This is a genomic window from Kitasatospora sp. NPDC051984 (assembly GCF_044593455.1).
Taxonomy (GTDB): domain Bacteria; phylum Actinomycetota; class Actinomycetes; order Streptomycetales; family Streptomycetaceae; genus Kitasatospora.
Genome location: NZ_JBIUCB010000014.1, coordinates 140,336 through 165,030 on the forward strand (window position 1 = coordinate 140,336; position 24,695 = coordinate 165,030).

Sequence of the window (24,695 nt, forward strand, 5' to 3'; positions counted from 1 at the left end):
AAATCCGCCGGGCCCACCCGAACGGCGGCGGCCCCCGCACCGCCGACCGCCCGGACGTAAACGTGGCATACGCTCGACGGGTGGACCGCAAGAACATCCCCAACCCCGGATTCGCCGAGGACGACGGCACTGCCGATCCCGTCCTCGCCGCCGCCCTCGCCGCCTGGCAGCAGGACTCGTCGGTCGAGGGCGAGTTGCTGACCGTGCTGACCCGAAGCCGGCTGATGGTGCCGATCGTCGCCGTGCTGGGGGAGGTGGAGTACGACGAGAACGGGCACAAGCGCGAGAAGACCAGCGACATGGCGGTGCCGGTACTGGAGGCCGCCGACGGCCGGCGCGCGCTGCCCGCGTTCACGTCGATGGAGACCATGGCCAGCTGGCGCGCGGACGCCCGCCCGGCGCCCGTGGCCGCCCCGCAGGCCGCGATGGTCGCGTTCTCCGAGCGCGCCGACATCCTCCTCGTCGACCCGGCCGGCCCCGTCACCTACCAGCTCGGCGGCGCCCGCCTGCGCGCCATCGCCGAGAACCGCCCCTACCTGCCGCCGCGTACCGACCCCGAGGTGCACCGCGCGCTGCGCGAACTGCTGGCCGCCGAACCCGAGATCGCCGCCGCCCACCTCGCCCCGGCCGCCGAGGCCGACGCCACCCTGGCCCTCGTCCTCGCCGACCCCACCGCCGACCCCCGCCCGCTCGCGTCCCGCCTCGCCCAGTCCCTGGCCGCCGACACCACCCTGCGGGTGCGCCTCGACAACGGGCTCCAGCTCGCCTTCCTGCCCCAACAGCTGGACCAGAAACCGTTCTTCACTCGCGACTGACCGGCGCTTCTCACACGAATGGGTGAACTCGCGCAAGGGCGGTTCGCGCCCGGAGTGTTGCTCCGCCGAACGGGGGACGGTCCCCTACGTTGAGGTCTCCCGGACCGGGCGGCAGCAGGCCGTCCACCGGCCGGCTTCGCACAAAGGGGAATCCGTGTTCTCGAGGACCAAGAGGGTCGTCTGTTCGCTGGCCACGGCGTTCGCGGCGGCGGTCGCGTTCACCATCACCGTGCCGAGCGGCCACGCGTTCGCCATCGACCACATCCAGTGCGTCGGTGGCGAGAACTTCCTGAAGATCTGGTCGCACCTCGACGGCCGGGACAGCGTGGACTGCTACGCCAACGGCGGCACCACCGACTTCGGCGGCTGGTGGGTGGACCGCATCTCCACCGGCAACAACGACCTGATCTACTACGACGTCAACGGGGACTCGGTGCGCATCGACCGCTGGACGGACATCACCTTCCCCAACAACCCGCCGCGGGTCCGGTCCATCCAGATCATCTGAACCGCCGTGCGGCGCCCTGTCGTTGACGCAAGGCCAACGACAGGGCGACAGCCGGCTCAGCCGCCGATCGGGCGGGTGTCCAGGCGGACGTGGTCGACGGCCCGGTACCAGTTCCGTCATCACCCGGCTGACGCCGGTGCGGTTGGCGACCTCGACGGCCAGCTGCCACCCGCCGCCGCCGTCCTCGGAGACGGACGCCTCGTACGAGCCGGCCGCGTCACCGCGCAGGTGCCACAGCGCGCCGTTCGGGCCGTGCAGACGCAGGTCGTAGCCGTCCGGGCCGAGCTGCCAGCTGTCGGAGAGCTTGCCCTTGACGTCCACGGTGCAGTGCCGGGGCGCGGTGCCGGGCTCGGGGTAGGCGGCGATCGCCGCGCCCTGCCGGCCGGGGTGGGCCAGGTCGAGGGTGAGCACGCCCTTGCGGACCCGCGCCTTGACCCGCAGGTGGTACGGGCCGGGCGGTGCGGACGGCGCGCGGCTGCTGCGGGAGGGCTTGGTGTACTTCTCCAGCATCTCCAGGTACCGCTTCAGGCGGTTCCGGAAGCCGTCGGTGTCCGGCAGGACGCGCACGTGCACGCGCCCGGCCTCCTTGCCGCCGGGGCCGGCCACAGGCTCACCTCCTACGTGAGCCGGACCGGCGCGGGCCGCACAGGCGCGGTGGAGCGCGCGAGCACGCCCGCCGGAAGGCGGAACGTTTCTGAAAGGGGGGAAAGAGGCTCGGCGACAGCCGGGCCCCCACCTTCGCCGACCTCACGGGCGAGGGCCTGGGCGAAGGGGCTACTGGCACCGGTCGGCCGGCGGGACTTCTTGGCGTACGGGCGCGGGTACGGCTTCGGCCGCTCCACGCTGCGCGGGTTCTTCGCGCCCTTGGCGACCTGAACGTGGGTCAGCGCCTGTACGGCGTCCACCAGATCTGCCAGGACGTAGGTCTGGGCGTCCCAACCCAGGGCCTCACGACCGCCGCGCATCGCGGCGACCGTGGCGGAGTCGTCGGGCAGTGTCCCGATCAGGGCGAGGACGTAGCGGGCGGAGTGCCGGCCCGGATGAAGTCCAGGACATCGACGCCGCAGAAGCGCCGCAGGTCGGCGGCGATCTCCGCGCCGTGCTTGTCCAGCAGCCTGATCAGGCCTGCGCTTCCCCCGGCGCGGCCTGCTCGTCAGTATGGCCACGGATTATCTACTCCAAGGGGTTGAACAGGTGTCGAAGAAAACGAGACTGCTCGGCCGGGGCAGCAAGATGCGGCGCCTGTGCTTCGTCTCGGAGGCACAGACGCCGCAGGAGTGATCAGCGGACATCGAACGAGTGCTGGGTGTACCCGTTGGTGATGTTGCTGGCGCAGGCGACAAGCGTGGCGGTGGTGTTCACTGCGCCCGTGCTGGGGTTCAGGCACTTGCCGAATGCCTGGTTCTTTACCAGGTAGCGATTGGTCCTGCTGGAGTCCTCCAGCGAGAAGACCTGCTCGTCCCAGCGCGGGTCGCACGGCCGCTGCTGAAGTGCTTCCCCGGCTGCACCAGTCACAGCGGTGATGCACATATCGCTGGAGAGGTTGCGAAGCAGGAAGGTCGTGGTGCTGACCGGACCGACGGCCCATTTCTGGGACAGATCGTCGGTGTCGAATTGATACAGAACCGAACTGCCGCCGACATTGTTCGTGACGCCCAGGACCCACCCGGTCTGGTAGGTGCGGATCTTGGTTCCGGTCAACGGCCCGGTCGCGTCGGCAGTACCCACCCCAAGGGTGGTCGCACCCACTGCTACAGCAGCGACGACACAGACAGATCGAATACGTATGAAGAACTGCTTGCAGGCAATCAATGCGTTCCGTGTTCGAGTGAACACGGACTGATCCTGTACCGGGCTGGGTGTTCTTCGCCAAAGCAACGGCCCAAGCAGGTGACGTCACTTGCTTGCACGGCCGGTCAATCGGCGGGCCGGAGGCCCGATTCCAGGTCGAACACCGGCGTCACGGTGCCGAGCGGCGCGGACTGGTTGAGGGCTACGACGCTGGCCTTCACCGGCATCTCGCCGAGCGCAGCGGGGTCCATGGTCACGGAGTCCGCGCCGATGATCGACGTCTTCGGGTAGTGCCACACGACGGCCTTGGTGCCGTCTACGGCGGCGATCATCAGCGCCCGGTCCTGCGCGGCCGGGCTGGTGGGGATCGAGAACAGGCCCTTGGAGTCCCCCGCCAGTCCTCGGGGTCGGGGAACGGGTAGCCGGTGCGCAGCCCCCGGGAGGCGACTTCGCGGCGGGCGGGGACGGAGCGCAGGCCACCGCGGCCTGCCACCCGTTCGATCAGCGCGATCTCGCCCCGGGTGAGGGCGAGGCCGATCGGCGAGCCGTCGGGCATGCGGTAGGAGACCTCTCCGGCCTGCTCCTGCACGTACCCCTCGGGGTTGCGGAAGCGGCGGTCGGCGACGGCGAGTGCCAGGGTGCGGATCGCGGGCGGGTGCCGCTCGGGCGACCACGCGGGGTGGCCGGTGGCGGCGATCACCCAGAACGCGTCCTCCAGTGCGGCGTTGGCCCGCTCCCAGTCCGGCGTGCCGGGTTCGGGATCGGGCCTGCCGAGGCGCTTGAACAGGTCGGCGACGTCCAGCACCACGGGCCCGGTCAGGCCGCCAGGGCGAGCGGCTTCGGCTCGCCGGTGAAGGTGACCCGCACGCCCCGGACCTTGACCAGGTTCTTCGGGTCCTGCCAGTTGGTCTCGCCCTTCTTCAGGTCGGTGACCAAGGTGGCGCCCCAGTGCGAGGAGAGGGGCGAACGCTCCATCGCCGCACCGGAGTTGTAGTCCTTGATCCAGCGCAGCGAGAAGCCCTCCGCCGACTGCCGGCCGCCCTTCGCGGACTCCGGGACCGACGGCGCGCCGGAGACGAGCTGGATCGCGGAGCGGTGGAAGGCGTAGATGCCCATCGGGTTGAGGGTGTCGCTGGTGGCCTCCACGAGGCGGAAGCCCTGGACCCGCCCGAGGGTGCTCTCCTTCAGGGCCGCGCCGCCGTCCGCGTGCTCGGAGGCGTTGAGGATGAAGGAGGAGTTCAGCAGGTAGAACGCGGCCTCCGAGCCGAGCACGGCGGTGCGGCCCTCGGCCGGGATGTTCTCCTTGTTGAGCTGGACGCGCAGGCGGGCGAGCGCCTTGCGGATCATCTGGCCGGCGTGCTCGTCGCTGGTCGCCTTGGTGAGGTCCACCGGGATCTTCGCGGCGGTGGCGACGTCCGGGAACTCGTTCATCGCGGTGGCGACCTTGCGCTCCATTCGCTCGGTGGTGGAGTCCACCTGCGGGACCATCACCTGCTCGCCGAACGAGAGGAGATCGAGGGTGAGTTCGGCGTCGGAGAGGTCCACCGCGGAGTAGGCGTGGGTGTCCATGCGGACCTCCAGCAGGCCTTCGTTCAGGTTCTCCGACTGGATCCAGGTGGAGGCGTCGTTGAACTTGCGCTTGGCGTCGATCGCCTCTTCCGCGCCCTTGAGGCGGGCGGGGCGGCGGATGCTGATGACCTGGCCGGTGGCGTTGACGAAGTCGGCCGCCGAGCGGCGGTCGAACATGTTCGCCAGGACCACGGAGTCCTTCAGGTTGGCCAGGGCCTGGGTGACGAGCTTGTCCGGGTTCTGGAAGGCGTTTGGCACGTGCGGGGTTGAGAGAGATGGCGCTGTTCCTCGGAAAGACGAAGAGCCGCCCCGGGGGTAGGGCGGCTCAGGTGGGGCGGGGGTGGGTCAGATGCCGTAGCGGTGCTGGCGGAGCTTCTCGGCGAGGCCCTTGTACGGGTCGGGCTCGGAGTGCGGGGTCAGACCCCCGGCGCCCAGCAGCGGCTTCGGCGCGGCGACGGCGGCCAGCTGCTCGGCATGCTGGCGCACCGCGTCCTCGTTGCCGCCCTGCACGAGGGAGGCGAGGACGGGCGGCAGGGCGTACTCGGCGGCGATCCGGTCGCGCATCGCCTGTTCCTGGAGCTGGGTGACCTGCGCGCGCAGCTCGTCCGCTTCGACGCCGGCCTCGGTGGAGCGCTCACGGGTGGCGTCCAGATCGGCCTGCATCTTCTCGTGCAGCGCCCGGTAGTCCGGCTCCGCAGGCTTCGGGGCCGGGGCTTCGGGCTCCTCGGGCGCGGGCGGGGTGTCCGGGTGGGCGACGCCGCCGGGGATCGCCTCGGCCGGGGTCGGGGTCTCGGGCACGTCTCTCCTAAAATCATCTCATGGGAATAGCCTGCGATAGCAGATAAGGTCTATGGCAACACTAGTGAAGCAGTGAAGCGTCCAGCATTTCGCACGTAACCAAAACGGGGCCGACGAAAGTCGTTGAGTCAAGGGATTGGTGGTATTTACTGGACGGCGAGGCGGCCCGATTAATCCGATTCTCGCATTTCAGCCAGTTCTGCGCGATTCTCCCACCAAGGCCGCTGGCGGCTACTAGGGTGAGGTCAGTAGCATTGGCCAGTCGCCAAGAATCCATGGGGCTAAACATGGGCGAGTCGTACAAGATTAATTGTGAAATCAAGTTCGTCAATGGAGGTGAGCCCGGAGACCCGGAGCCTTACGGTCACATCATGCTCCACCCTCAGAACGTCCAGTCGTACGGGTACAGCCTGTGGAAGCAGGAACTGGACGGCAACAGCACCCCGACCGTGGCATCCACCACCGCCACCGTCACAATCCAGGCGGATTCTCGCCCGGAACGGTTGTACTTCAGTGGCACCGTGAAGGAGTACGACCTCCTTAGCCAGCATGACCTCCTCGCCGACGGGAGCAAGGGCATGTCTTCTGGCCTCGCCGGAGAGGAAATCAAGCTTCTCGGCGGGGAGTCCAAGGATGACTACGTCACGATCAAGTGGAGCGTCGAGTAGCCAGGATCGGACCGCGCCCGTGACGGCCCGTCGATTCGCTCGGCGGGCCGTTCGGATTTCTATGTCCTCTTTCCATAGAAGATGCGCCAGTCCGCCAGCGACCCGCCGCCGAAGTCCCGCAACATCCGGTCGAACTTCCTGTTCTCGGCGGGGAGTTGGTAGCGGCGGGAGAAGATCGGAACGGCCTGGCAGTGGCAGTGGCGGTGGGCGCCGAACGCGGCGGTGCGCTTCGACTTGTAGACCGCGCCGCGCGCGGCCATGAGCGCGCAGAAGTAGCAGGGGCTCGCGTCGGTCTTGCGGTAGTAGCCGATCGCCCCGGGGGCCGTTCTGCAGGGCGCTGTGGATCATGTCCCGGCCGCCGTCCTGGGCGAGCATTCCGCCCGCCCCGCTGCTGCCGGTCTTCAGCGACTCCAGGAACTCCTTCTCCCAGGCGACCAGTTCGGCGTCGTCCAGGGCGGCCGAGCCCCGGCCGGCGCGCTCGCGCTCGTCCTTCTCGACACGGGCGGCGACCTCGGCGCGGAACGCGTCCTCGGCCCGCTGGGCCTCACGCCTGAGGTTGGCGACAGGGAAGGGGTTGCGGGTGTTCACGGGCAGAGGCGTCGAGTGGCCGGAGCCGGTCCGCCTGCCCGTCGCCTTGTTGAAGTCGGCCCACAGGGAGCCGAGCGAGGCCCCCGGGCCGGTAGCCGGGGCCGCCGATCACGCGGCCGGTCTCCAGCGCCCGCACCAGTCGGTAGAAGGCGATCGACAGGACGCGGGAGGTGGCCGCGTATTCGCGGACGGCCGCCGCGTAGCGCGTGCTCAACTCGGCGAGCGAGGAGGCGACTTCGCGGGCTTCGACGGTGGCCAGCACCTCGGCCCAGCGGGCGGCGAAGTCAGCGGCCAGCGCCTGCTGCGCGAGCTGGTACGCGGCCACCGCCCGCAGAATCTCGGCGGACCTTGGAGTCCATGCCACCGGCGGTCGCCTCCTGCTGCTTCAGGGCTGCGGCCTCGGCGGCCTCCGCCTTGCGGGCGGCTTCTTCGGCGGCCTTCACCGCCTCGTCGATGTCGGCCTGGCTGAAGCCTGGGACCTTGCGCAGCGCGACGGACAGGGGGACGCCCTGCTGCATGAGTTTGACCATGGCGTCGGCGGACTGCGCGAGCGACCGGGTGGCCTTCTCGGCCCACTCGACCTGACTCTCGTCCTGCTCGATCTCGCCCCGGCCGGCCGCACGGGCGCACAGCCGGAACACCGACTCCCACGACTCGCCGAGCGAATCCTGAAGGGTGGACAGGAACCGCTTGAACGAGGTCTCCGCAGCGGCCAACGCGTCCGCGCTCAGGTTCACGAGGTTCGACCTGGCGAGGTAGCGCGGCGGCACGTCCGCCAGGCCCATCAGCTCCTCGATCGTCTGTCGGCGGGACGCCAGCAGATCGCCGGTCGGCATCGCCGGGAGCTGCCCGAACTTGGCGTCGCTGTTGGGGGCCGTCAGCAGCGTGGACGGGTCCAGCGAGGGCGCGTCGTACACGGGCTCGCCGGTCTCCGGGTTGTGCAGCGGATCGCCGGTCTCCGGGTCCAGGCGTTCGGCCGGCGCGAGGCCGGTGCCGAAGCGGATCGCGTGGGCGCCCCAGTGCTCGTTGAGCAGCAGCGACAGCGTCTGCTGGTTCAGACGGTCCTGAGAGACGATCAGCGGCTCGACGAGGCCCCTCGTGCGGCCCCGCAGGTCCACGGCCGGGGAGAAGCGCAGCACCGGGCAGACGTTCATGCCGTGCGGCTCGGCGGTGAGCACCGCGGCCTCCGGCTCGGCGTCCAGGTCGACGGTGTACTTCGCCACGTCGTCCCACAGGAACGCGAGCGTGCCGCGCTCGTCGGGCTGCTGCTCGGGCACGTGCAGCGCGTACACCGGGAACTCGTCCCACGCCGGGTCGGTGTAGACGGCCACGGTGCTGATCGCATCGTAGGCGCGGATCAGCGGCTCGCGGCGGCCCTTGCGCGGGTCCGGGGTGACGACGACGTAGGCCGCGCCGGAGGTGAGTGCGGCGCGGTGGACGGCGTTCTGACGCTCGTCCAGCCGGTTCTTCTGCCAGTACCGCCACTCGTACGCGTTCTCGCCGCTGCCCGGCTTGCGGAATCCCTGCACGCGCAGGGCGTTCAGCGGGGCCTCCACCGCCAGGGCGGAGACGTTGACGATCGACCGCTTCACGAGGTCCTTGAACTCGGCGTTCGCCTTGGCCGGCATCCACGGCGCGCGGTGCAGGCCGCGGGCGTAACGGTCCACGAGGTTCAGACGTTCCTGGTCGCGGTCGATCAGGCCCTTCGCGTGCCGAGCACGCTGGAGAACGACGGACAGGGAGGACATCAGCACCCTCCTCTGGTCTGTAGCGTTCCGAGCTGTTTCGGGGGCTTGAGCTTGCCGCTCTCGGTCAGGCGCCGGTGGGCGATTCAGGCGAGCACCATCGCGGCGTAGAGGTCGATCTTCAGCTTCGACTCGCGGGACTCCTTGCCGAACGAAATCCCGTACTGGTTGGGCCTCTTACGGGCGTTGAGGGTGTGCCGGGTCAGCGAGTAGTCCCGCACGCGCGGCAGGGCCACCGTCTCGATCGCGCCGACCATCGCCATGTGCTCGGTGGTGATTTCGCGCTGGTTGGCGCGCATGTCGAAGCCCACCGTGGACTTCCCGGACGCCTTGATCAGCAGGTGCTTGCCGTACTTCTCCGACCAGTCGGCGACGTAGGACTCCCACCCCGCGACGTCGGCGAAGAACCCGACCACCGTGTACTTCCGGAAGACGTGGCCCACCATGTCGTTGACCTCGGTGCCGTCCACTTCCCAGGTCTTGCCGGCCGGGCCGTCCGGCTTCTCCCACAGCGCGACCTTCTGCACGAGCTTGTCGCGAACGCGCATAGCCAGCAGGCCGGTTGAGTCGTCGGTCTTGCCGCCGTCGAACGACAGGATGATTCTCTCGCCGGGGCGTATTCCGTCGGCCGGCTCGACCGTCGCCAGGTCCCACGTGTCGCGGTCCACCAAGGCGTCGTCGTGGCTGGACAGCTGATTCAGGTACTTGCGGCGGGACTCGTCCTCGGTGGTGGACGCCGACCAGATGTCCTTCATCACGCGGTCCGGGTTGATCCACACCGAGTCGCCCCGCGCGCACAGGATCGCGGCGCGCAGCTGCTGTTCGTCGGCGAGATCGACCCCGGGCGGGGCCTCCACTGAGTCGTAGTAGATGCCCGCGTCGCGGTTGACCCCGTCGCGCTGCTTCTCGAAGGCGTACCAGGTCCCCTCCGCGACGGACTCTTCGCCGATCATCGGGCGTTGGTGATCTCCATCGTCCGCCCGCCAACCTTCATGGCGTTGGGGCGGATTGTGGCGGCGAGGCGGGGTCCGTGGTTGCCCTCCACCCAGTGCCACGTCTCGTTCAACAGGGCGAACGACGGGCGCCCGCCCTCGGCGGCACGGAAGGACGAGGCCTTCGCCTCCAGTCGGCACTGGCGGCCGTCGGAGTCGGACTGGCTGGCGTAGCAGACCTCTTGGCCCAGCTTGATCGCGTACCGGTCGATGGCGGCCTGGGAGAAGATCGTGGACAGCGCCGACATCGTGTTGACGTTCTGTCCGGCCGCGGTGGCGAAGATTTGCACCCACGCCTCTTGCGGCGGGCCGCCGACCGGCGAGCCGTCGGCGCGAAAGCCCTCGGGAACGGCGTCGTCGCGTAGCTCGTACCAGCGCGCCAGGATGCGGCACTGCTCGGGGGGTGTATTTCCAGTCCGGTCGGAACGCGTGTGCGGACCAGCGCAGCAACTCGCCCGCGGGCGTGCGGTGCGGGTGAGGGACGGTATCCGGGATCGTGCGGACGGGCCCGTAGGCGATGGCCAGGACCGTCACCTCCTACCCGCGGCCTACAGGGTAGGCCATGCCGAGTGACTGCGCAGCAGCCCTAAACTGACGGTATGTCGAATTTGCCCGCCCCCCGCACCCCAGCAGTCACCCCGCCGCGGCACGTCGTGTCCGGCACGCCGATGGAGCCCCATTTCCCAGAAGTGGTGAAGCTCAGCGACCGAGCGGCCAGGGTGGCGGAGTTCGGAGCCTCTCGTACGATCGACGTGCTCGGCCAAGAGCTGCCTGGCTTGATCAGGGACAAGCGCGCAATGAAGGTCAGACTGGCGGAAGAGAAGACCCAACAGGAGGTGCAGAAGACCAAGCAAGAGGAACTGCGCCTTCATCAGGCGCAAGTGCGTCTCCAAGAGGCTCAGGTCCGTCTTCGGCTGGAGGAACTGCGGCTCGGCATTAGGCAGCCCAGCGCAGACGAAGGCTGACGGCTGCCTCTACTGGGGGGATGCATCCCGGCGGGCGCGCTCCTCCAGCAGCCGGGCGGTGTCCATGGAGACGTGCTCACCGGCCGCGAAGGAGAAGTTCATGTCGTGGGCCCACAGTTCGCGGGCCATGGCGTGTGGGACCTCGGAGTCCAAGCACGCCTCGTAGTAGACGATCGTCCGCGTGATGCGCAGGGACTCGTCCGAGGGCCCGGCGGCCCGGGTCTTGCGGCGTGCCATGGCGGGCTCCCTTCATCGCGTCGACGTCGAAGGCGACTACCGGTACACCTGTCCTGGCGGCGGCCCCGGCCACCCTGGATAGGGCGGCGGGGGAGGAATCATCGGGGGCCGGTAGACAGGTGGGTCGTGGCGAACCGGCTTGTTCGAGCGGTCGGGATCAGGCCCGTTAACGAAGGCGTAGATCATGCCCACCACGAGCGCTACGGCTATGAGGGCGAAGACAACCCAATACAGAACGAGCAAGAGTCCACTTAGCCGTTGAAATGCTGCTCGGTACTTGCTCCGCATAGCCACCTCTACGCGCAGGTCGATTGGAATCCGCAGCCATGATGCCCTGGCGCCAACCCAGCCACTCAGCCTCAACTCGCCGCTCTCCGTAACGAGTTGATGTCGTCCGTGTGGTCGTCTGCGACTAACGGAGCAGCGGGAGCCGCGCTTCACACGCGATTCCCCCAGCGGGCGCCGACGGCGTCACGGGCGTTGTGGCCGCGCTTGGGGCCGTCGCCCTCACCCCGGATCTTGGCGAGGTGGCCGGCCGCGCTCGCCCGGTTGGTCTGGGCCTGAGCGATGCCGGGGTGCAGGACGAACATGCCGGCGCGGCTGCCGCCGGGGATCATCTGGCCTTCGCGCTTGACCACGGCGTCGAGCTGGGCGGCGCGGGCGAGCATGGCCGCGGCGATGTCGATCGCCACCAAGTCGCCCGGTTCGAGGTCGAGTTCGGTCTCGTACAGCTCGATGAGCGCGGCGCGGACGGCCTGCGGGTCCTTCAGCGTCGGATCGACGTTCAACGGACCTCCCCGGGGTGCGGTCGGCCGGTTCGGGCGGGCTGCCAGCGGCCGGCGGCGGCCCTCTTGCGGGCGCGGCCGGCGGCGGCGTCCTTGCGGAGCACGTGCCAGTCGCACAGCGCGCGGAGGTTGGCGGGGTTGTCGCTGCCGCCTTCGGAGGCGGGGACGATGTGGTCGCAGTGGCGCGCGGGCTCGGCGCAGATCTCGCCGGTGTCGTGCCGGACGTGCCGGCAGACCCAGCCGTCGCGGTTCATCACCGCCCGGCGAAGGCGCGGCCAGTGCGCGGGAAGCGGGGTCGTACGGCGTGAACTCGCAGACACGGCAGCCTCCTTGAAGCGCAGGGCCCCGCCAGGTGCTCGACCGCGACCGGGGAGAGAGGGCCGGTCGGGGGAGCGTTGCCCTGGCAGGGCTGCGAGGGGAGGCCGGCCGGGGTGCCGCTGCAACGCGTGCGCGCACGCGCGCGAACCGCCTCCACATGAATTAAGGCCGGGCGGTCAACACGCCGGCCGACGCCCGGGCGCTCCGGTTAGGGCCGCGCGCTCGGCGTGAAGTCCACCGTGAGGTTGAGGGCGGCGAGATCGTCATCATCCACGGTGTAAGCGCGGATTTCGATCTTTAGCTTCGCCCTCGGGATCTCGCGCTGAAGGGGTTCACAAGCGGCGGTCAGGACAGTCTCCCCTGCGGGAATGGAGCCGTTCCCGCCACTGGTGTTACAGCTCAGCCTGAAGCCGTCGTCCTTCGTGTCCCGCAACTGCTCGAAGAGGTCGACCTGCTGCTGGAGAATCCTGATCAGGCCCACCTTGACCACGACCTGGTAGTAGGCACCCTCCTTGATTTCCGAGTTGACCACGCCGGAGATCCTGAGGGTGGCGTTACGTCCCGGCTCCGGGGGGTCCGGGGTGGCGGTAACGGACCGAATGTTGAGGCTGTCCAGAGGACTGCCCACGTCTTCGTAGCTGAAGCTTGCCACGTGGAACTCCTTTTCCGAGGTCCGGTAAGGCGCCGAGTTGGCACCCACTCAGTCTGGCAGCGCCGGGCGGACCACAAGCCTTTATGCACCCAAACGGCTTGAAGAACCCCGCCTTCAGGCATGCAAGCCCCACGAGGCCGACACTACTAAAAGTATTCAGTGCGTGACGAACAGTCCATTCCTGCTGGTCGCGCCGCGTTCTTGACCCGGAAGAAAGGGTCGGCCGGCGTTCGTATCGGATTCGGGCTGCTATGACGCCCCGGGCAGTAAAAGGAGATGCGGGGGAGTCGCCCCCGGGTATTGCCTGAAATGCATGAGGCGCACACCACGTCGCCTCAACTTGCCTTCTGAGCTGCACATTTGCTTCATTGGAATTGATCGGCCGGAACGGCGAAGCGCAGCGAGGCAAAATGCCGCTGCCACGGACGGAATCACCGCCGGAGCGATCGACTGGAAATCCCCCGATGGCGGCGCGCAACGGCCGCGCCCCTCGGCCCTCGAAATGAGCCACTGTGCGCAAGAATCTCGGTCCCGCAGCCCTCGGGCTGGCGATGTTCCTGGCGGCGTCGCCGTGGCAGACCCACAACTGGGGCGGAACGATCGCAGCAGCCCTGCTGACGACCCTGGCCGCCCATGAGGCACGGCAGGTGCCCGCGCTGGTCAAGCGGGCCGTGAGCGGCCCGTCCGTGGCCGTCGCCCCCGCCAGCCCGTACGACCGTGACCGGGACGCCCGTTGACCGGCCCGCCTCGACACGTGATGCACGTTCGCCGGGCGCTGGCCGCGCTCGCCGGATACAAGGCCTGGGCCGAAGCCGTCGGCCTGCACGGCGACGACGGCGAGTGGTTCGCCTACGAGACCGGATACAGCGACTGGTGGATCTCCTACGACGGCCACTGACACCAGGCCCCACCCCCCGGCCGGCCGGGGACGCGCCCCGACGCCGGCCGAGCCCCAGCCCCCACCCCCAGCACCACCCGCAGGAGACACCAGTGCCCCGCTACACCGTCCGCACCGACAACACCGAGACCTACCTGTACGAGGTCGAAGCCGCCAGCCCCGAGGCAGCCGAGGCCGAAGCCCTGGACATCTTCGAGAGCGACGACCGCGAGTCCGGGTACCGCAACGGCCACGAACCCGGCGTCCGCGCACCGCAGTTGCTCGCCGCGTGACCACCCGCCGCTGACACCAGGCCCCGCCCCCGCACCACCCGCAGGAGACACCAGTGCCCACCTCCGAGACGAACTCGCCCCCTCCGCGCCGAACTGCTGGAGCTGGCCGAAGGACTCGCCCAGGCCCTCGGCGACAACGAGTGGACCGTGGACCCGCGCCGGGTGACCGACTGACACCCGTGTGTCGAACTCGTCCGCACCGAAGACGGGGCCCGTGTCCTGATCCAGCAGGAACGCCTTCGCCCCGGCCGGTGGTGGGTGCACGGCGTCCGGCCCGAGGGAACCTACTACGACCGCCACGGCCTGGACGCCGGAGAGATCACCGTCACCCGGGCCAAAGCGGCGGCCCAGGTCGCACGGGACATGCAGCGGCGGCTGCTGCCCGTCCTCAACGAGGCGGTAGCGGAGATGAGCCGCAGGCAGCACCGGCACCTCACCGACCTGCACGAAGTCACCGCCGTCGCCCGCAGGTTGAAGGCTGTACCGCTCACCACCGGCCAGCCGCCCAGCACCGCGAACCGCCGCCACGGCGAGGACACCACCCGCACCCTGCGGTGGAACCAGGGCCCCGGAACGTCCCGGGCATCACCCCACGCCGTCGTCAAGGTCCATCGCGCCCGGTTCGGCAGTGTCGAGATCACGTGCTCGCACCTCACCCCCGCCATGGCCGAAGCCGTACTCCACGCCCTCAACGCCTCGCTGCCGGCCACCGCCCAGGCCGCGTAAGCACCAGGCCTGCCCCCTCCGTGGGTGCTCACTCCTGAGGCCGACCGGGTCCAGCCTGATGAACGAGGAGGCAGCGCCCCAGAGGGGCACCACCTCGTCGTCACGTCACGGGGACGTCAGGGAGTGTGAACCACATTCATGTTGGTCACCTTCGCGCAGACCGCGAACGCCTGGAGGGTGCCCGGGCTGGTGGGGTCGCTGTTCGTGGCGTACGCCCACCAGGTCTCGTTGCCGAGCGGCCTGCTGGCCGCGAGGTTGTAGCGCTGGACGTACGCGTTTCCGGCCTTCACCTCGGCTCCGCCGCCCGTGAGGACCTCTCCGGCCGGACATTTGGCCTGGGCCGCCGCGTCACCGGCGTAGCCGCCGCCGGGCGACGGGGGAAGCGTGACAATCGGGCCGTACACGATGTCCATCGTTGCCGGGCCGTCAGCTCCCGCAAAGCCGACCGAGCTGACCAGCATTCCCGCAGCCGCTGCTGCCACGAGGGCAAACTTCACCGCGCGCTTGACCACTGGGGTCTCCTTCTTTCACTGAGGGGGAGTCCCCGGTGTTCAGCGGGACTCGTCTATACACCCACAGATTCCACGTACCGTCAGATTTGTGTACAACACGTCCGAAATTCACCCGTTGCGATCAAGCCGGCACCCAACGCCCCTGCGGCAAGGCCCGACCGACCCCGGTGCGGCCCGGACCACCCGGGCCGTGCCGAGACCCGGCCAGACCCCGGGCCCCCCGGGCAGTCCAGGCGAGCAAGCGGCATGCCCAAGTACACCGTCGCCGTGGACGTCATCACCGTGCACGTGGTGCCCGTCGAAGCCGACACCCCCGAAGCAGCCCAGGCCCAGGCCGGACCACTGGTCGAACAGGACTGGGAGACCTGGTACCACCACACCGAACCCGTGTGCGCCGGCGACGCCCTCACCGAGGACGAGTGGGCCGCCCAGGAATCCGAGTGGGCCCCGCTGAAGCAGACCGCCGAGGGGCGCCAGGCCCCGCCCCCGGCCCGCCGGCCGAAGGACAACACCCCCGCGGCCAAGCATCACGCGCCCCGCACCGACCACCACGCCGACGACACCGACTGCCCGCCCGCCCACAAGCACACCAGCCGCAACAAGCCGCTGACCGACGGCTGCCCCGGCCGCGCGTACTCCAAGGCCGTGTGCACCTGCGGCTGGACGATCCAGAGCCCCGGCAAGGGCTACGTGAACGAGGAACGCCGCCGCCACCTGCGCACCGCCCGCTGACACCAGACCCCACCCCGAGGGCCGCCGTGCACACCGCCCCCGAACCGCTCTGCCCCGGCACCTGACCTCGTTCCAGGCGCTCATCGAGTCGCCGTAGCCGAACGCGGGCGCGCCCTGCTGGTAGGCGCTGGTGTGGGCGGCGTTCATCGGATAGGGCAGCAGGTAGCCCTCGGGCCGGGACGGGTCGGGCTGGTGGAAGACCGACCGGCCGTTGACGCCGCGCACTGCCGCGCGGTCGCCGAGGCCGCGCACGCCGGGCAGGGTGCCGAAGCAGTGGTCGAACGCCCGGTTCTCCTGCATGAGGATCACCACGTGCTGGATGTCCTCCAGCCTGCCCGGGCGGGCGGGGGCGGCCAGCGCCTGACGGACACTCAGCGGCAACGCGGACAGCACCGCCGCGGCGGCGGCACCGCCCAGCAGGGTACGGCGCGACAGTTCGGGACTCATCGGGGCCCCTCGGGCACGGTGCCGGGCTTCGCTCCGTCCGGCCGCGACCAGTCGTAGGCCGCCCAGGTGGACTGGACCGGTGCGACGGGTGTCCAGTGGATGACGCGCTCCGCAACCTGTACAGACATCTCGCCCGGCAGCGAAATTCCGGGACGCCCCGCACCCTCAACAGGTAATATCCACGAGGCAATTGAGACCCTTACAAGTGGAGTGTGGCCATGCCCGACGACCCGACCGTCCCCGCCCTCGTCCGGGATTGGATCAGCGGCTGGACGGTCTCCCGCGGCGCCGCCGACCCCCGCCCCGAGCCATGGGGCTGGAGCATCGACGTCGGCCAGCCCCGCCACCCCTGGCGGCACGTCCTGCCCGCCCCCACCGAGCCGGACGTCCGCAAACTCACCGAGGGCACCACCGTCCCGTGGACCTGGCTCAAGCTGTTCGACGTCGACGAACGCGCCCTGCCCTGGATCGGCCCCGGCTGGCACATCGACGTCCCCGGCCACCTGATGACCTGCCGGCTGCGCCCGGAGAGCCCGACCGTCCCGGCCGGCTACCGGATCACCACTTGGAGCCGTGGCGGCGTGATCCGCGCCCTGGTCCGCACCACCGACGGCGAGTACGCCGCGCGCGGCCAGATGGGCATCGGGCCGGGCTCCGACGGCCGCCTGCTCGCCGCCGCCGACCAGATCGAGACCGCCCCCGAGCGCCGCCGCCGCGGCCTCGGTTCCCTGCTGATGCGCACGCTGCAGAGCGAGGCGCACGCGGCCGGCGCGCACACCGGTCTGCTGGTCGGTACCACCGAGGGGCGCGCCCTCTACTCCGCCCTCGGCTGGCGCTGGCACGCCCCGATGCTCAGCCTCTGGTACGACCCGTCCACGCCCACCGACCACCCGCTCGGCGGATCCTGAGGCTGCGTCGAACGGCTGCGTCGAACGGCCGCGCCGGACGGCGTATGGCCGCGCCGGAAGGCGTGCTGAAGGGCCCCGGAAATGCCGACGCCCGCCAGGAGGGCGCACTCCGGGCGGGCGGTGATCGGTGAGGTGGTGCGGACCGGCGTTCAGGCGGCGATCAGCAGGGTCCGGCGCGGGGCGATCACGCGGCCGTCCGGCAGCAGTTCGCCGGTGTCGTCGAACAGCAGCACCCCGTTGCAGAGCAGGCTCCAGCCCTGCTCGGGGTGGCGGGCGACCGCTTCGGCCGCTTCACGGTCCGACGACTCGGCGGACGGACAGTCGGTTCGGTGCTGGCACATCGTTGTACCTCGCTTCGCTCGGGATTCGCGCCGCCGTACGGTCACCCCCCCGGGGCGCCCGCCCTGCCGACGGAAACTTTCTCACCGCATCAGGTGTGAAACGGCGTCAGCCGGGTAGGACGTGTGGTCCTCCCCGACCGACACCAGTGTCCGACTCCGCGGGCGCTCGCGCAGGCATTTGGTGACATGCGCCACAGAAGATCCGGCGAGATCACCCTACCGGGCGGCGGGCGATCCGATCCGCGCACGGACGGGCCATCCCGGAGCGATCCGATCGGATCATTCCGGCATGGCCCGTCCGGGTGGTGCGAGCGGAAGAAGGGCGTCAGCCGATCAGCGCGGTCGGCCGGGCCGCGGGTGCGTTCGCCAGCCGGGCCAGCAGCTCGGCGGCGGGAAACACCTGATGGGCCGCCACCCCGAGCGGGGCGGGCGCCAGCGGGATCAGCAGGTCCTCCCCGGGCAGCGCGCTGTGCAGCCACAGCGCCGAGGCGTAGTGCTCGGGCAGCGACAGCAGTCGCGGCTCGTACCGGGCGGGGGAGGGGTGCACCAGCTGCCAGGCCTGGCGCAGCGCCCGCACCGTGGAGTCCAGGTAGGGCCCGGCGGTCAGGTGCGAGAAGGCCGGCCCGTTCGCGCCGACGGCGACCTCGGCGGCGGCCGTCACCTGCTCCAGCCCGTCCTCGGTGAACTCGCCGACGGCGAGCGGCCGGTGCTCCGTCCGCCCGCCCGCCGCCCGTCCGCCCGCCGGGCCGCCCGCGCCGTCGCAGTCCCCGTGCGGGCAGTGCGGCAGCGCCGCGTCCGGACGGGCGGCGCGCAGCAGGAACCGCCAGCCGATGCAGTCCGCCCCGCCCAGCTGCGGCGTGGGCCCGCGCAGGGCGTGCACGGGCAGCGCGAGCAGCGGCTCCGGGCGCCCCTCGCTATGGCGGAGCACGGCGGCCGCCGACGGCGGCAGGGCCGCCCCGGGCGCGAGGGCCGAGTGGACGGCGTGCAGGGCGCCGGCCGGGGGCTGGGACAGGTGCAACGTCATGGTGAGTCGCCTCTCCGTTCGAGATCGGCGTGCTGCGGCATACCGGCATGGCATCGACATTGAGGGGTCTGGCCGTGTCCGGTTGGGCATGATCGCCGAGGGGGTGGGCGGGTCGTCGACGAGTCCCTCGACAGTGGGGGTTTCTCGGACGGCCCTGACCTGGCCTGAGCGGCGTGCGAATTCTACTCGAACAAGTGCGCAGGGTGACCTTCATATCACGTTCCGTGTCATTGCGCAAGTGCGTTTGAGCTGATCGGCCGTCAGAAATGCTCTCCCGTTCGGCTGTTCGAGCCGTGGGCTAGAAATCTTCGCCGTGGGCATGATGGACAGGCACTGTCGACCGAGGGGAGGGAAGGCACCCGTGGGCGAGAAGGTCGTCGCGACCCGGGCGGAGCTGGCCGACCGGCAGCTGTACCGCCGCAAACTCCAGTCCTGTCTGGACGTCCTGGGGCGAATGCTCAGGGAGGAACGGTTCGACCGCCCGAAAGCCATGATGGGCGTGGAGATCGAACTCAATCTGGCCGACGAGCAGGGGCTCCCCATGCTCGGCAACGAAGCGGTGCTGGACGCGATCGCCTCCGCCGACTTCCAGACGGAGCTCGGCCGCTTCAACATCGAGTTCAACATCGCCCCCCGCCGCCTGAGTGGACACGTCTTCGAGGACCTGCGCGAGGAACTCGGCACCGCCCTGCGCTACGCCGACCGGCGGGCCGAGGAGGCCGGCGGACGCCTCGTCATGGTCGGCATCCTGCCCACCCTCGACCTGGAGCACGCCGGGCTGGAGGCGATGTCCAGCAACGACCGCTTCACCCTGCTCAGCGACCAGATCCTGGCCGCCCGCGGCGAGGACATCGCCCTCGACATCGACGGCGTGGAGCGGCTGACCATCGACTCGGTGTCGATGGTCGCCGAGGCCGCCGCCACCTCCTTCCAACTGCACCTCCAGGTCACCCCCGCCCGGTTCGCCTCGGTGTGGAACGCCGCCCAGTCCATCTGCGGCGTCCAGCTCGCCCTCGGCGCCAACTCGCCGTTCCTGTTCGGCCGAGAGTTGTGGCGCGAGACCCGCCCGGTGCTGTTCCAGCAGGCCTGCGACACCCGCACGGCCGAACTCAAGGCCCAGGGGGTGCGCCCGATCACCTGGTTCGGCGAACGCTGGGTCGACTCCGCCTACGACCTGTTCGAGGAGAACCTGCGCTACTTCCCCGCACTGCTGCCGATCTGCGACGACGAGGACCCGGTCAAGGTGCTGGCCTCCGGCGGCGCCCCCCGGCTCTTCGAGATGCGGCTGCACAACGGCACCATCTACCGCTGGAACCGCCCCGTGTACGACGTCGCCGACGGCGTCGCCCACCTGCGGGTGGAGAACCGCTGCCTGCCCGCCGGCCCCACCGTCGCCGACATCCTCGCCAACGCCGCCTTCTACTACGGCCTGGTCCGGGTGCTCGCCGAACAGCCCCGCCCGATCTGGACCAGGCTGCCGTACGAGAAGGCCGACCAGAACTTCGTCAACGGCGCCCGGCACGGCATCGACGCCGTCCAGTGGTGGCCCCGCTCCGGGCGCGGCGCCCGCGGCCTGGTCGAACTGCCCGCCACCGACCTGGTGCTGAACGAACTGCTCCCGCTCGCCCACCAGGGCCTCGACCGCTGGGGCATCGCCGCCCGCGACCGCGACCACTACCTCGGCATCATCGAACAGCGCTGCCTGCGCCGCACCAACGGCGCCGCCTGGCAGGCCGCCGTCGTCCACCGCCTGCGCGAACGCCACGGCCTCGACCCGAACGCGGCGATCGCCGCCATGACCCGGCGCTACATCGAGGGCATGCGCAGCGGCGAACCCGTGCACACCTGGCCGGTGGACTGACGCCGCTCCCCGAGGTCCAGAAACGTCTCATCGTGCTGTGAAAGGATGATCGGCCCGGAGCCAGGCAGTGCGCTCCGGGCCGCATCCGTCCTCGGGGAGACCAGTGACCACCGCCTCGGCCGAGCCCGCCACCACCAAGACCCTCTCCCGCCGCCTGCTCGTCGCCGAACTGCTCATCGTGCTCGGCCTCTCGCTCGGCATGAGCGGCGTCTCCGCGCTGATCAGCTTCCTCGGCTCGCTCACCGAACCCGTCGGCCTCGGCCAGCAGGTCGCCACCCTCAACGCCTCCCGCGCCCCCGGCCGGCCCTGGCTCGACCTCGCCTGGCAGCTCTTCTACATCGTCCGCGCCCTGATGCCCGTCGCCCTGGTCGGCTACCTGCTGGTCCGCGAAGGCGCCTCGCTGCGCACCATCGGCTTCGACCTGCGCCACAAGCTCTCCGACCTCGGCCGGGGCACGCTGCTCGCGGCGGCCATCGGCGGCTCCGGGCTCGCGTTCTACATCGCCATGCAGGCGGCCGGCTTCAACCTGACCGTCGCCGGCTCCGGCCTGCCCGACGTGTGGTGGCGGATCCCCGTGCTGATCGCCGCCGCCTGGCAGAACGCCATCCTGGAAGAGGTCGTGGTGGTCGGCTACCTGGTGCGCCGCCTGCACCAGATCGGCTGGACCTGGCCCGCGATCATCACCGCCAGCGCCGTCCTGCGCGGCTCCTACCACCTGTACCAGGGCATCGGCGGCCTGATCGGCAACATCGTGATGGGCGTGGTGTTCTGCCTGCTGTACCGCCGCTGGCGCCGGGTCGGCCCGCTGGTCGCCGCGCACGCCCTGATCGACACCGTCGGCTTCATCGGCTACGCCCTGCTGGCCGGGCACGTGAGCTGGCTGCCCTCCTGAAGCCGACTGCCGAATCCCGCCTGACGATCGGTCGGCTGCCGGTAGGGTGACGCCCGGTGGACGGCGCGCGGTGCGCCGCCCGGCAGGGGAGCGGGGAGCGGCCATGGGCGGGCAGCAGGGCTGGCACGGCGACCGGGACCGCGCCCGCCGCATCGCGGACGCCCTGCACAAGCTCACCGGCCGGCCGCCACTGGTGGAGCGCGGCCGCACGAAGGGCACCACCAAGGTCAGCGTGAAGATCGCCGAACGCCCGGACGGCACCCAGACGTTGGCGCTGCTGCGGGTCCTGCGCCACGGCGACCGCTTCGGCCACGCCCGCACCGCCCGCTGGGAGCACGTCTGGGTCGAGGTCGGCGAACCGCTCCCCACGTCCGAGGTCAGCCCGTCCGACGGCTGAGCCAGGCCCGCGACGGGGGACGGCGCAACAGCCGGTCCACGTGCTCGCGTTGCAGGCCCTGCGCCGGGTCGATCGGCATCAGCAGCCGGTCCGCGCGCAGCAGGCTGCGGCGCACCAGCCGCGGCGGGATGCAGTCGTCCACCCACGCGAACGGGCGGCCCTCGGCGTAGCGCAGCAGCGGCGCCCACTTGAACGCCGAGAACAGCTCCATCAGCGGCACCCGCGGATCGCCCGGCTGCGGCACGTAGCCGGTGAACTTCACCACCGGGAGCTCGGGCAGGCCCAGCAAGGGCGAGATGTACTCATTGGCCTCGAACTCCCACGTGGTCGCCCACACCAGGTCGTAGTGGTCGGCCAGTTCGCGAAGCCACTCGCCGTGGCGTGGTGACAGCAGCACCGAATAGCCGAGCAGCGTATGGGAGTCGAAGTCTTCCTCGGGGTGCGGGAACACCGGGTTCAGCACCCCGTCGACGTCAAGGTACAGCAGCGGTTTGCCCATGCGGGTCCCTTCCCCGGGTCAAGGTCAGTCAGGGACTGGACGACATCCGGGCCCCGGGGGGTTGCAGGTCAACTCCCGCGTCACCCGGACGTGGCCGGCTCCGGCTGCGGTACGTTGCCGCGCGCCTCGGGCACGGTGCGCTCCAACTGCCGTACCTCCGGCACCAGTAGCACCGCCGCGGCCAGGCCCAGGCACGTCAACGCGCAGGCCCACAGCGCGCCGGACTGACCCAGCACCTTCGCCGCCGGGCCGGCCAGCGCGGTGCCCGCCGGCATCAGCGCGAAGGAACCGAAGGCGTCGTACGCGGAGATCCGCGACAGCAGTTCCTCCGGGATCTCCTGACGGAGCGCCACCAGCCAGCCCACCACGAACACCGTGACGCCGACACCCGACAGGAACATCGCCACCACGACGGGCACCAGCGGCAGGCCGAGCGCCAGCACCAGCGCCGGCAGGCCGAACAGGAACACGCCGCCGTTGCCGACCAGCAGGATCCGGCGCGGCTGCCAGCGGGCCATCAGCACCGCGCTCGCCACCATGCCGACGCTGAGCGCGGCCATCGCGGTGCCCCACGCCGCGGCGCCGCCCATCCGCTGTTCGGCGATCACCGGCCCGTACACCGTCTCCACGGCCAGCACGCAGGCGTTCATCAGGGAGAACTGCACGACGATCGCCCACAGCCAGCGGCGCGAGACGAACTCCCGCCAGCCGACCCGCAGTTCGTGCACCAGGCTGGGCCCGGACTCGCGCCGCTCGCCGACCTGCGTCAGACCGGAGCGCATCAGCGCCGCCACCGCGAAACAGAGCGCGTCCCCCGCCAGCACCCAGCCCGGTCCGAGCAGCGCGGCCAGCAGGCCGCCGAGCGCGGCGCCCGCGATCTGCGCGCCGTTCACGCCCATCTTGAAGACCGAAAGCGCCTTGGACGCGTGCTCGGCCCGCACCGCCTGCAGGATCACGCCCTCGGCGGCCGGGGTGTAGAACGCCTGCCCCGCGCCGCCCGCCGCCGACAGCACCAGCAGCGCCCACAGCGGCGGATGCCCCATCAGCACCAGCGCGGCCAGCACCGCCTGCGACACCGCGTTGAACACATTGGCGCCCACCATCACCACATGCCGCGGCCAGCGGTCGGCCACCGCCCCGCCGATCAGCATCAGCGCCACCAGCGGCACCGTCCGCGCCGCCGTCACATAGCCGACCTCGGTGGCGTGCCAGCCCGCGCCCAGCACGGCGAACGCGGTGGCGATCGGCGCGGCGGCGTTGCCCAGCCCGCTGACCACCGTGGCGGCGGTCTGGATCCGGTAGTTTCGGCCGGCCCACGCCGGATAGGTGATTCGCACTTCCAGACGATGGACCGCCAACCACCGCCCTGTCCAACGAATTTCAGGGCGTCCAGTCCGCCGCGAGCATCCCCAGCAGCACCTCGTCGACGAACCGCCCCGACACCCACGCGGCCCCGCGAAGCGTCCCCTCGACGCGGAACCCGGCCCGCTCGGCGGCGCCGATCATCGCCGCGTTGTCCGCCAGCGTGTCCACCTGGAGGCGGTGCAGGCCGCGTACCTCGAACCCGTACCGGCACAGCACCCGCACCACGTCCGTCCCGAAGCCGCGCCCGCGGACACCCGGCCGCAGGGACATCCCGAGGTGGGCGGAGCGGTGGTGCGTGTTGACGCCCCACAGCACGGCGGCGCCGGCGAGTTCACCGCCGGCGCGCTCCACCACCGAGAACACCGCCGGCTCCTCGGCCCCCGTCGCCCGGAACGGCGACGCCTCGACGGGCAACGGCCGCCAGGGCCGCCCGTCCGTGCGGGTGCGCATCGCGACGTCCTCGTACAACTCCTCGTGCAGGACGGCGACATCGCTCTCGTGCCGGGCCCGCAGCAGGATCTTCTCCCCGATCAGCATCCGTCAGAGCTACCACCCGCCGCACCGCCCTGGCCAGCGTTTTTCGTCAGCCGAGGTGCGCCCGGCTCAGCCGAGGTGCGCCCAGAGGAAGGTGAGGGTGCGGCGCCAGGCGATGGCGGCCTGCAGGGGGTCGTAGCTGCTGGGGGTCTTCTCGTCGTTCATGAAGGCGTGGCCGGCCGGGTAGAAGTGGATCTCGGGGCGGCGGCCGGTGGCCTCGCCGATCCGGATGGCGGCCTCGTCGACCACCGCGGCGGGTAGCGAGGCGTCCTGTTCGCCGAAGTGGCCGAGGACGTGGGCGGTCAGGCCGCGGTAGTCGTACTCGGGGTCGCCGGGCAGGCCGTAGAACGGGACGACGGCGGCCACCCGGTCGCCCTCGTGGGCGGCGAGCCGCAGGGCGAGGCCGCCGCCCATGCAGAGACCGACCACGCCGACCGCGTCGCCGACCGACCCCGGGTGGGCGAGCAGGTGGGAGACGGCCGCGTCGAGTTCCTCCGCGACCCGCGCGGCGGGCAGTTCGTGCTTCATCCGGGCGGCGGCCTCCCGGTCGTGGGTGACGGTACCGCCGTACAGGTCGGGCGCGAGCGCGAGGAAGCCCTCGGCGGCCAGCCGGTCGGTGAGTTCGGCGATGTGCCGGGTCAGCCCCCACCACTCCTGGATCACCAGGACTCCGGGACCGACCCCGGCGGGCGGCACCGCCAGGTAGCCGTGCACGGTCCGGCCGGAGCGGCCGACGAAGCTGACGTTCTGGCGGGCAGCACCCATGGCTCTCCGTCAAGGCGGCCGCGCGCGGCGGCGGGCAGGAAGTCTCGTCTGGCACTCTAGGCGCGAACTCGCTTGCTTCAACGGCACACTG

Annotated in this window: 35 protein-coding genes and 2 pseudogenes; 13 read left to right on the forward strand and 24 right to left on the reverse strand. The window is 70.6% G+C overall.

All coding sequences use genetic code 11. From position 1 onward, the window contains the following. The first annotated feature begins 80 nt into the window (after positions 1 to 80). Together ACIHEI_RS25415 and ACIHEI_RS25420 are read left to right on the forward strand one after the other, a co-directional pair. The gene (locus tag ACIHEI_RS25415) at positions 81 to 815 is read left to right on the forward strand and encodes an SseB family protein (RefSeq protein WP_396608192.1); all 735 of its coding nucleotides are present in this window, start codon (positions 81 to 83) and stop codon (positions 813 to 815) included. A 154-nt stretch (positions 816 to 969) separates the two neighbouring features. Further along, positions 970 to 1,323, forward strand: a complete 354-nt coding sequence (locus ACIHEI_RS25420) for a beta/gamma crystallin domain-containing protein (RefSeq protein ID WP_387633804.1) — start codon at positions 970 to 972, stop codon at positions 1,321 to 1,323. Between the two features lie 228 nt (positions 1,324 to 1,551). On the opposite strand, the pseudogene ACIHEI_RS25425 reads toward ACIHEI_RS25420, so the two are convergent. From ACIHEI_RS25425 to ACIHEI_RS25455, 7 genes and pseudogenes are all read right to left on the reverse strand, one after another. Next, positions 1,552 to 1,833: pseudogene (locus ACIHEI_RS25425) on the reverse strand (phospholipase domain-containing protein); the annotation flags it as partial. A 107-nt stretch (positions 1,834 to 1,940) separates the two neighbouring features. Continuing rightward, positions 1,941 to 2,288: a hypothetical protein gene (locus ACIHEI_RS25430; protein ID WP_396608193.1), complete on the reverse strand. Its 348-nt coding sequence runs from the start codon at positions 2,286 to 2,288 to the stop codon at positions 1,941 to 1,943. Positions 2,289 to 2,604: 316 nt separating this feature from the next. Then, positions 2,605 to 3,159 (reverse strand): RICIN domain-containing protein, encoded by a 555-nt coding sequence (locus tag ACIHEI_RS25435; protein WP_396608194.1) that lies wholly within the window; start codon positions 3,157 to 3,159, stop codon positions 2,605 to 2,607. A gap of 80 nt (positions 3,160 to 3,239) precedes the next feature. Further along, on the reverse strand, positions 3,240 to 3,446 hold the full coding sequence (locus tag ACIHEI_RS25440; RefSeq protein WP_396608195.1) for a hypothetical protein: 207 nt from the start codon (positions 3,444 to 3,446) through the stop codon (positions 3,240 to 3,242). After that, complete coding sequence (locus ACIHEI_RS25445) at positions 3,446 to 3,922, reverse strand: hypothetical protein (RefSeq protein ID WP_396608196.1); 477 nt, start codon at positions 3,920 to 3,922, stop codon at positions 3,446 to 3,448. Before ACIHEI_RS25445 ends, ACIHEI_RS25440 begins: the two co-directional genes overlap by 1 nt. 8 nt (positions 3,923 to 3,930) lie before the next feature. Next, entirely contained in the window at positions 3,931 to 4,941 is a 1,011-nt protein-coding gene (locus ACIHEI_RS25450; protein ID WP_396608197.1) for a P22 phage major capsid protein family protein, read from the reverse strand. A gap of 87 nt (positions 4,942 to 5,028) precedes the next feature. Further along, positions 5,029 to 5,481 (reverse strand): hypothetical protein, encoded by a 453-nt coding sequence (locus ACIHEI_RS25455; protein ID WP_396608198.1) that lies wholly within the window; start codon positions 5,479 to 5,481, stop codon positions 5,029 to 5,031. Positions 5,482 to 5,768: 287 nt separating this feature from the next. Between ACIHEI_RS25455 and ACIHEI_RS25460 the strand changes: the two genes are divergently transcribed. Continuing rightward, positions 5,769 to 6,149, forward strand: a complete 381-nt coding sequence (locus ACIHEI_RS25460) for a hypothetical protein (RefSeq protein WP_396608199.1) — start codon at positions 5,769 to 5,771, stop codon at positions 6,147 to 6,149. 59 nt (positions 6,150 to 6,208) lie between these two features. Here ACIHEI_RS25460 and ACIHEI_RS25465 read toward each other — a convergent pair whose 3' ends face one another. The 5 genes from ACIHEI_RS25465 to ACIHEI_RS25485 all read right to left on the reverse strand — a co-directional run bounded on the left by ACIHEI_RS25465 (position 6,209) and on the right by ACIHEI_RS25485 (position 9,764). Beyond that, positions 6,209 to 6,409: a hypothetical protein gene (locus ACIHEI_RS25465; protein WP_396608200.1), complete on the reverse strand. Its 201-nt coding sequence runs from the start codon at positions 6,407 to 6,409 to the stop codon at positions 6,209 to 6,211. Between the two features lie 284 nt (positions 6,410 to 6,693). Beyond that, the gene (locus ACIHEI_RS25470; protein WP_396608201.1) at positions 6,694 to 7,062 is read right to left on the reverse strand and encodes a hypothetical protein; all 369 of its coding nucleotides are present in this window, start codon (positions 7,060 to 7,062) and stop codon (positions 6,694 to 6,696) included. After that, a complete protein-coding gene (locus tag ACIHEI_RS25475; protein ID WP_396608202.1) occupies positions 7,022 to 8,485 on the reverse strand; it encodes a phage portal protein in 1,464 nt (487 codons plus the stop codon). Before ACIHEI_RS25475 ends, ACIHEI_RS25470 begins: the two co-directional genes overlap by 41 nt. Positions 8,486 to 8,568: 83 nt before the next feature. Continuing rightward, a complete protein-coding gene (locus ACIHEI_RS25480; protein ID WP_396608203.1) occupies positions 8,569 to 9,435 on the reverse strand; it encodes a hypothetical protein in 867 nt (288 codons plus the stop codon). After that, entirely contained in the window at positions 9,432 to 9,764 is a 333-nt protein-coding gene (locus ACIHEI_RS25485) for a hypothetical protein (protein WP_396608204.1), read from the reverse strand. The genes ACIHEI_RS25480 and ACIHEI_RS25485 overlap by 4 nt, the downstream gene beginning before the upstream one ends. A gap of 309 nt (positions 9,765 to 10,073) precedes the next feature. On the opposite strand from ACIHEI_RS25485, the gene ACIHEI_RS25490 reads away from it, so the two are divergent. Then, positions 10,074 to 10,439 carry a hypothetical protein gene (locus ACIHEI_RS25490; RefSeq protein WP_396608205.1) on the forward strand — a complete coding sequence of 122 codons (366 nt, stop codon included), beginning with the start codon at positions 10,074 to 10,076 and terminating at the stop codon, positions 10,437 to 10,439. A 9-nt stretch (positions 10,440 to 10,448) separates the two neighbouring features. Here the strand turns inward: ACIHEI_RS25490 and ACIHEI_RS25495 are convergent, their stop codons facing one another. The 4 genes from ACIHEI_RS25495 to ACIHEI_RS25510 form a co-directional block, all read right to left on the reverse strand. After that, positions 10,449 to 10,676, reverse strand: a complete 228-nt coding sequence (locus ACIHEI_RS25495) for a hypothetical protein (protein ID WP_396608206.1) — start codon at positions 10,674 to 10,676, stop codon at positions 10,449 to 10,451. 437 nt (positions 10,677 to 11,113) lie between these two features. Next, entirely contained in the window at positions 11,114 to 11,464 is a 351-nt protein-coding gene (locus tag ACIHEI_RS25500) for a hypothetical protein (RefSeq protein ID WP_396608207.1), read from the reverse strand. After that, complete coding sequence (locus tag ACIHEI_RS25505; RefSeq protein WP_396608208.1) at positions 11,461 to 11,781, reverse strand: HNH endonuclease; 321 nt, start codon at positions 11,779 to 11,781, stop codon at positions 11,461 to 11,463. Before ACIHEI_RS25505 ends, ACIHEI_RS25500 begins: the two co-directional genes overlap by 4 nt. Positions 11,782 to 11,987: 206 nt before the next feature. Continuing rightward, positions 11,988 to 12,431 (reverse strand): ML domain-containing protein, encoded by a 444-nt coding sequence (locus ACIHEI_RS25510; RefSeq protein WP_396608209.1) that lies wholly within the window; start codon positions 12,429 to 12,431, stop codon positions 11,988 to 11,990. Positions 12,432 to 12,943: 512 nt separating this feature from the next. Between ACIHEI_RS25510 and ACIHEI_RS25515 the strand changes: the two genes are divergently transcribed. From ACIHEI_RS25515 to ACIHEI_RS25530, 4 genes are all read left to right on the forward strand, one after another. After that, the gene (locus ACIHEI_RS25515; protein WP_396608210.1) at positions 12,944 to 13,168 is read left to right on the forward strand and encodes a hypothetical protein; all 225 of its coding nucleotides are present in this window, start codon (positions 12,944 to 12,946) and stop codon (positions 13,166 to 13,168) included. Between the two features lie 17 nt (positions 13,169 to 13,185). Then, complete coding sequence (locus ACIHEI_RS25520; RefSeq protein ID WP_396608211.1) at positions 13,186 to 13,329, forward strand: hypothetical protein; 144 nt, start codon at positions 13,186 to 13,188, stop codon at positions 13,327 to 13,329. Between the two features lie 92 nt (positions 13,330 to 13,421). Continuing rightward, positions 13,422 to 13,601 (forward strand): hypothetical protein, encoded by a 180-nt coding sequence (locus ACIHEI_RS25525; protein WP_396608212.1) that lies wholly within the window; start codon positions 13,422 to 13,424, stop codon positions 13,599 to 13,601. 258 nt (positions 13,602 to 13,859) lie between these two features. Beyond that, positions 13,860 to 14,327: a hypothetical protein gene (locus ACIHEI_RS25530; RefSeq protein ID WP_396608213.1), complete on the forward strand. Its 468-nt coding sequence runs from the start codon at positions 13,860 to 13,862 to the stop codon at positions 14,325 to 14,327. 116 nt (positions 14,328 to 14,443) lie between these two features. Here ACIHEI_RS25530 and ACIHEI_RS25535 read toward each other — a convergent pair whose 3' ends face one another. After that, positions 14,444 to 14,839 carry a hypothetical protein gene (locus tag ACIHEI_RS25535; RefSeq protein ID WP_396608214.1) on the reverse strand — a complete coding sequence of 132 codons (396 nt, stop codon included), beginning with the start codon at positions 14,837 to 14,839 and terminating at the stop codon, positions 14,444 to 14,446. Positions 14,840 to 15,085: 246 nt separating this feature from the next. Between ACIHEI_RS25535 and ACIHEI_RS25540 the strand changes: the two genes are divergently transcribed. Continuing rightward, positions 15,086 to 15,571, forward strand: a complete 486-nt coding sequence (locus ACIHEI_RS25540; RefSeq protein ID WP_396608243.1) for a hypothetical protein — start codon at positions 15,086 to 15,088, stop codon at positions 15,569 to 15,571. Positions 15,572 to 15,646: 75 nt separating this feature from the next. On the opposite strand, the pseudogene ACIHEI_RS25545 reads toward ACIHEI_RS25540, so the two are convergent. Beyond that, positions 15,647 to 16,018: pseudogene (locus tag ACIHEI_RS25545) on the reverse strand (alkaline phosphatase family protein); the annotation flags it as partial. A gap of 218 nt (positions 16,019 to 16,236) precedes the next feature. On the opposite strand from ACIHEI_RS25545, the gene ACIHEI_RS25550 reads away from it, so the two are divergent. Continuing rightward, positions 16,237 to 16,926 (forward strand): GNAT family N-acetyltransferase, encoded by a 690-nt coding sequence (locus ACIHEI_RS25550; protein ID WP_396608215.1) that lies wholly within the window; start codon positions 16,237 to 16,239, stop codon positions 16,924 to 16,926. Between the two features lie 149 nt (positions 16,927 to 17,075). On the opposite strand, the gene ACIHEI_RS25555 is transcribed toward ACIHEI_RS25550, so the two are convergent. Both ACIHEI_RS25555 and ACIHEI_RS25560 read right to left on the reverse strand, forming a co-directional pair. Further along, a complete protein-coding gene (locus tag ACIHEI_RS25555) occupies positions 17,076 to 17,267 on the reverse strand; it encodes a DUF5999 family protein (RefSeq protein WP_387633798.1) in 192 nt (63 codons plus the stop codon). A 325-nt stretch (positions 17,268 to 17,592) separates the two neighbouring features. Continuing rightward, on the reverse strand, positions 17,593 to 18,291 hold the full coding sequence (locus ACIHEI_RS25560) for a hypothetical protein (RefSeq protein ID WP_396608216.1): 699 nt from the start codon (positions 18,289 to 18,291) through the stop codon (positions 17,593 to 17,595). 361 nt (positions 18,292 to 18,652) lie between these two features. Here ACIHEI_RS25560 and ACIHEI_RS25565 point away from each other — a divergent pair, with 361 nt between their 5' ends. The 3 genes from ACIHEI_RS25565 (at position 18,653) to ACIHEI_RS25575 (ending at position 21,441) form a co-directional block, all read left to right on the forward strand. Beyond that, entirely contained in the window at positions 18,653 to 20,152 is a 1,500-nt protein-coding gene (locus ACIHEI_RS25565; RefSeq protein WP_396608217.1) for a glutamate--cysteine ligase, read from the forward strand. A 103-nt stretch (positions 20,153 to 20,255) separates the two neighbouring features. Continuing rightward, a complete protein-coding gene (locus ACIHEI_RS25570; RefSeq protein WP_387633792.1) occupies positions 20,256 to 21,044 on the forward strand; it encodes a CPBP family intramembrane glutamic endopeptidase in 789 nt (262 codons plus the stop codon). 103 nt (positions 21,045 to 21,147) lie between these two features. Next, complete coding sequence (locus ACIHEI_RS25575) at positions 21,148 to 21,441, forward strand: hypothetical protein (RefSeq protein ID WP_387633790.1); 294 nt, start codon at positions 21,148 to 21,150, stop codon at positions 21,439 to 21,441. Here the strand turns inward: ACIHEI_RS25575 and ACIHEI_RS25580 are convergent. From ACIHEI_RS25580 to ACIHEI_RS25595, 4 genes are all read right to left on the reverse strand, one after another. Further along, the gene (locus tag ACIHEI_RS25580; RefSeq protein ID WP_387633788.1) at positions 21,422 to 21,940 is read right to left on the reverse strand and encodes an HAD domain-containing protein; all 519 of its coding nucleotides are present in this window, start codon (positions 21,938 to 21,940) and stop codon (positions 21,422 to 21,424) included. The two genes, ACIHEI_RS25575 and ACIHEI_RS25580, sit on opposite strands and share 20 nt — an antisense overlap. 80 nt (positions 21,941 to 22,020) lie before the next feature. Then, positions 22,021 to 23,277: an MFS transporter gene (locus ACIHEI_RS25585; protein WP_396608218.1), complete on the reverse strand. Its 1,257-nt coding sequence runs from the start codon at positions 23,275 to 23,277 to the stop codon at positions 22,021 to 22,023. A gap of 43 nt (positions 23,278 to 23,320) precedes the next feature. Beyond that, positions 23,321 to 23,842 carry a GNAT family N-acetyltransferase gene (locus ACIHEI_RS25590; protein ID WP_387633784.1) on the reverse strand — a complete coding sequence of 174 codons (522 nt, stop codon included), beginning with the start codon at positions 23,840 to 23,842 and terminating at the stop codon, positions 23,321 to 23,323. 66 nt (positions 23,843 to 23,908) lie between these two features. Beyond that, entirely contained in the window at positions 23,909 to 24,604 is a 696-nt protein-coding gene (locus ACIHEI_RS25595) for a dienelactone hydrolase family protein (protein ID WP_396608219.1), read from the reverse strand. Positions 24,605 to 24,695 lie beyond the last annotated feature (91 nt).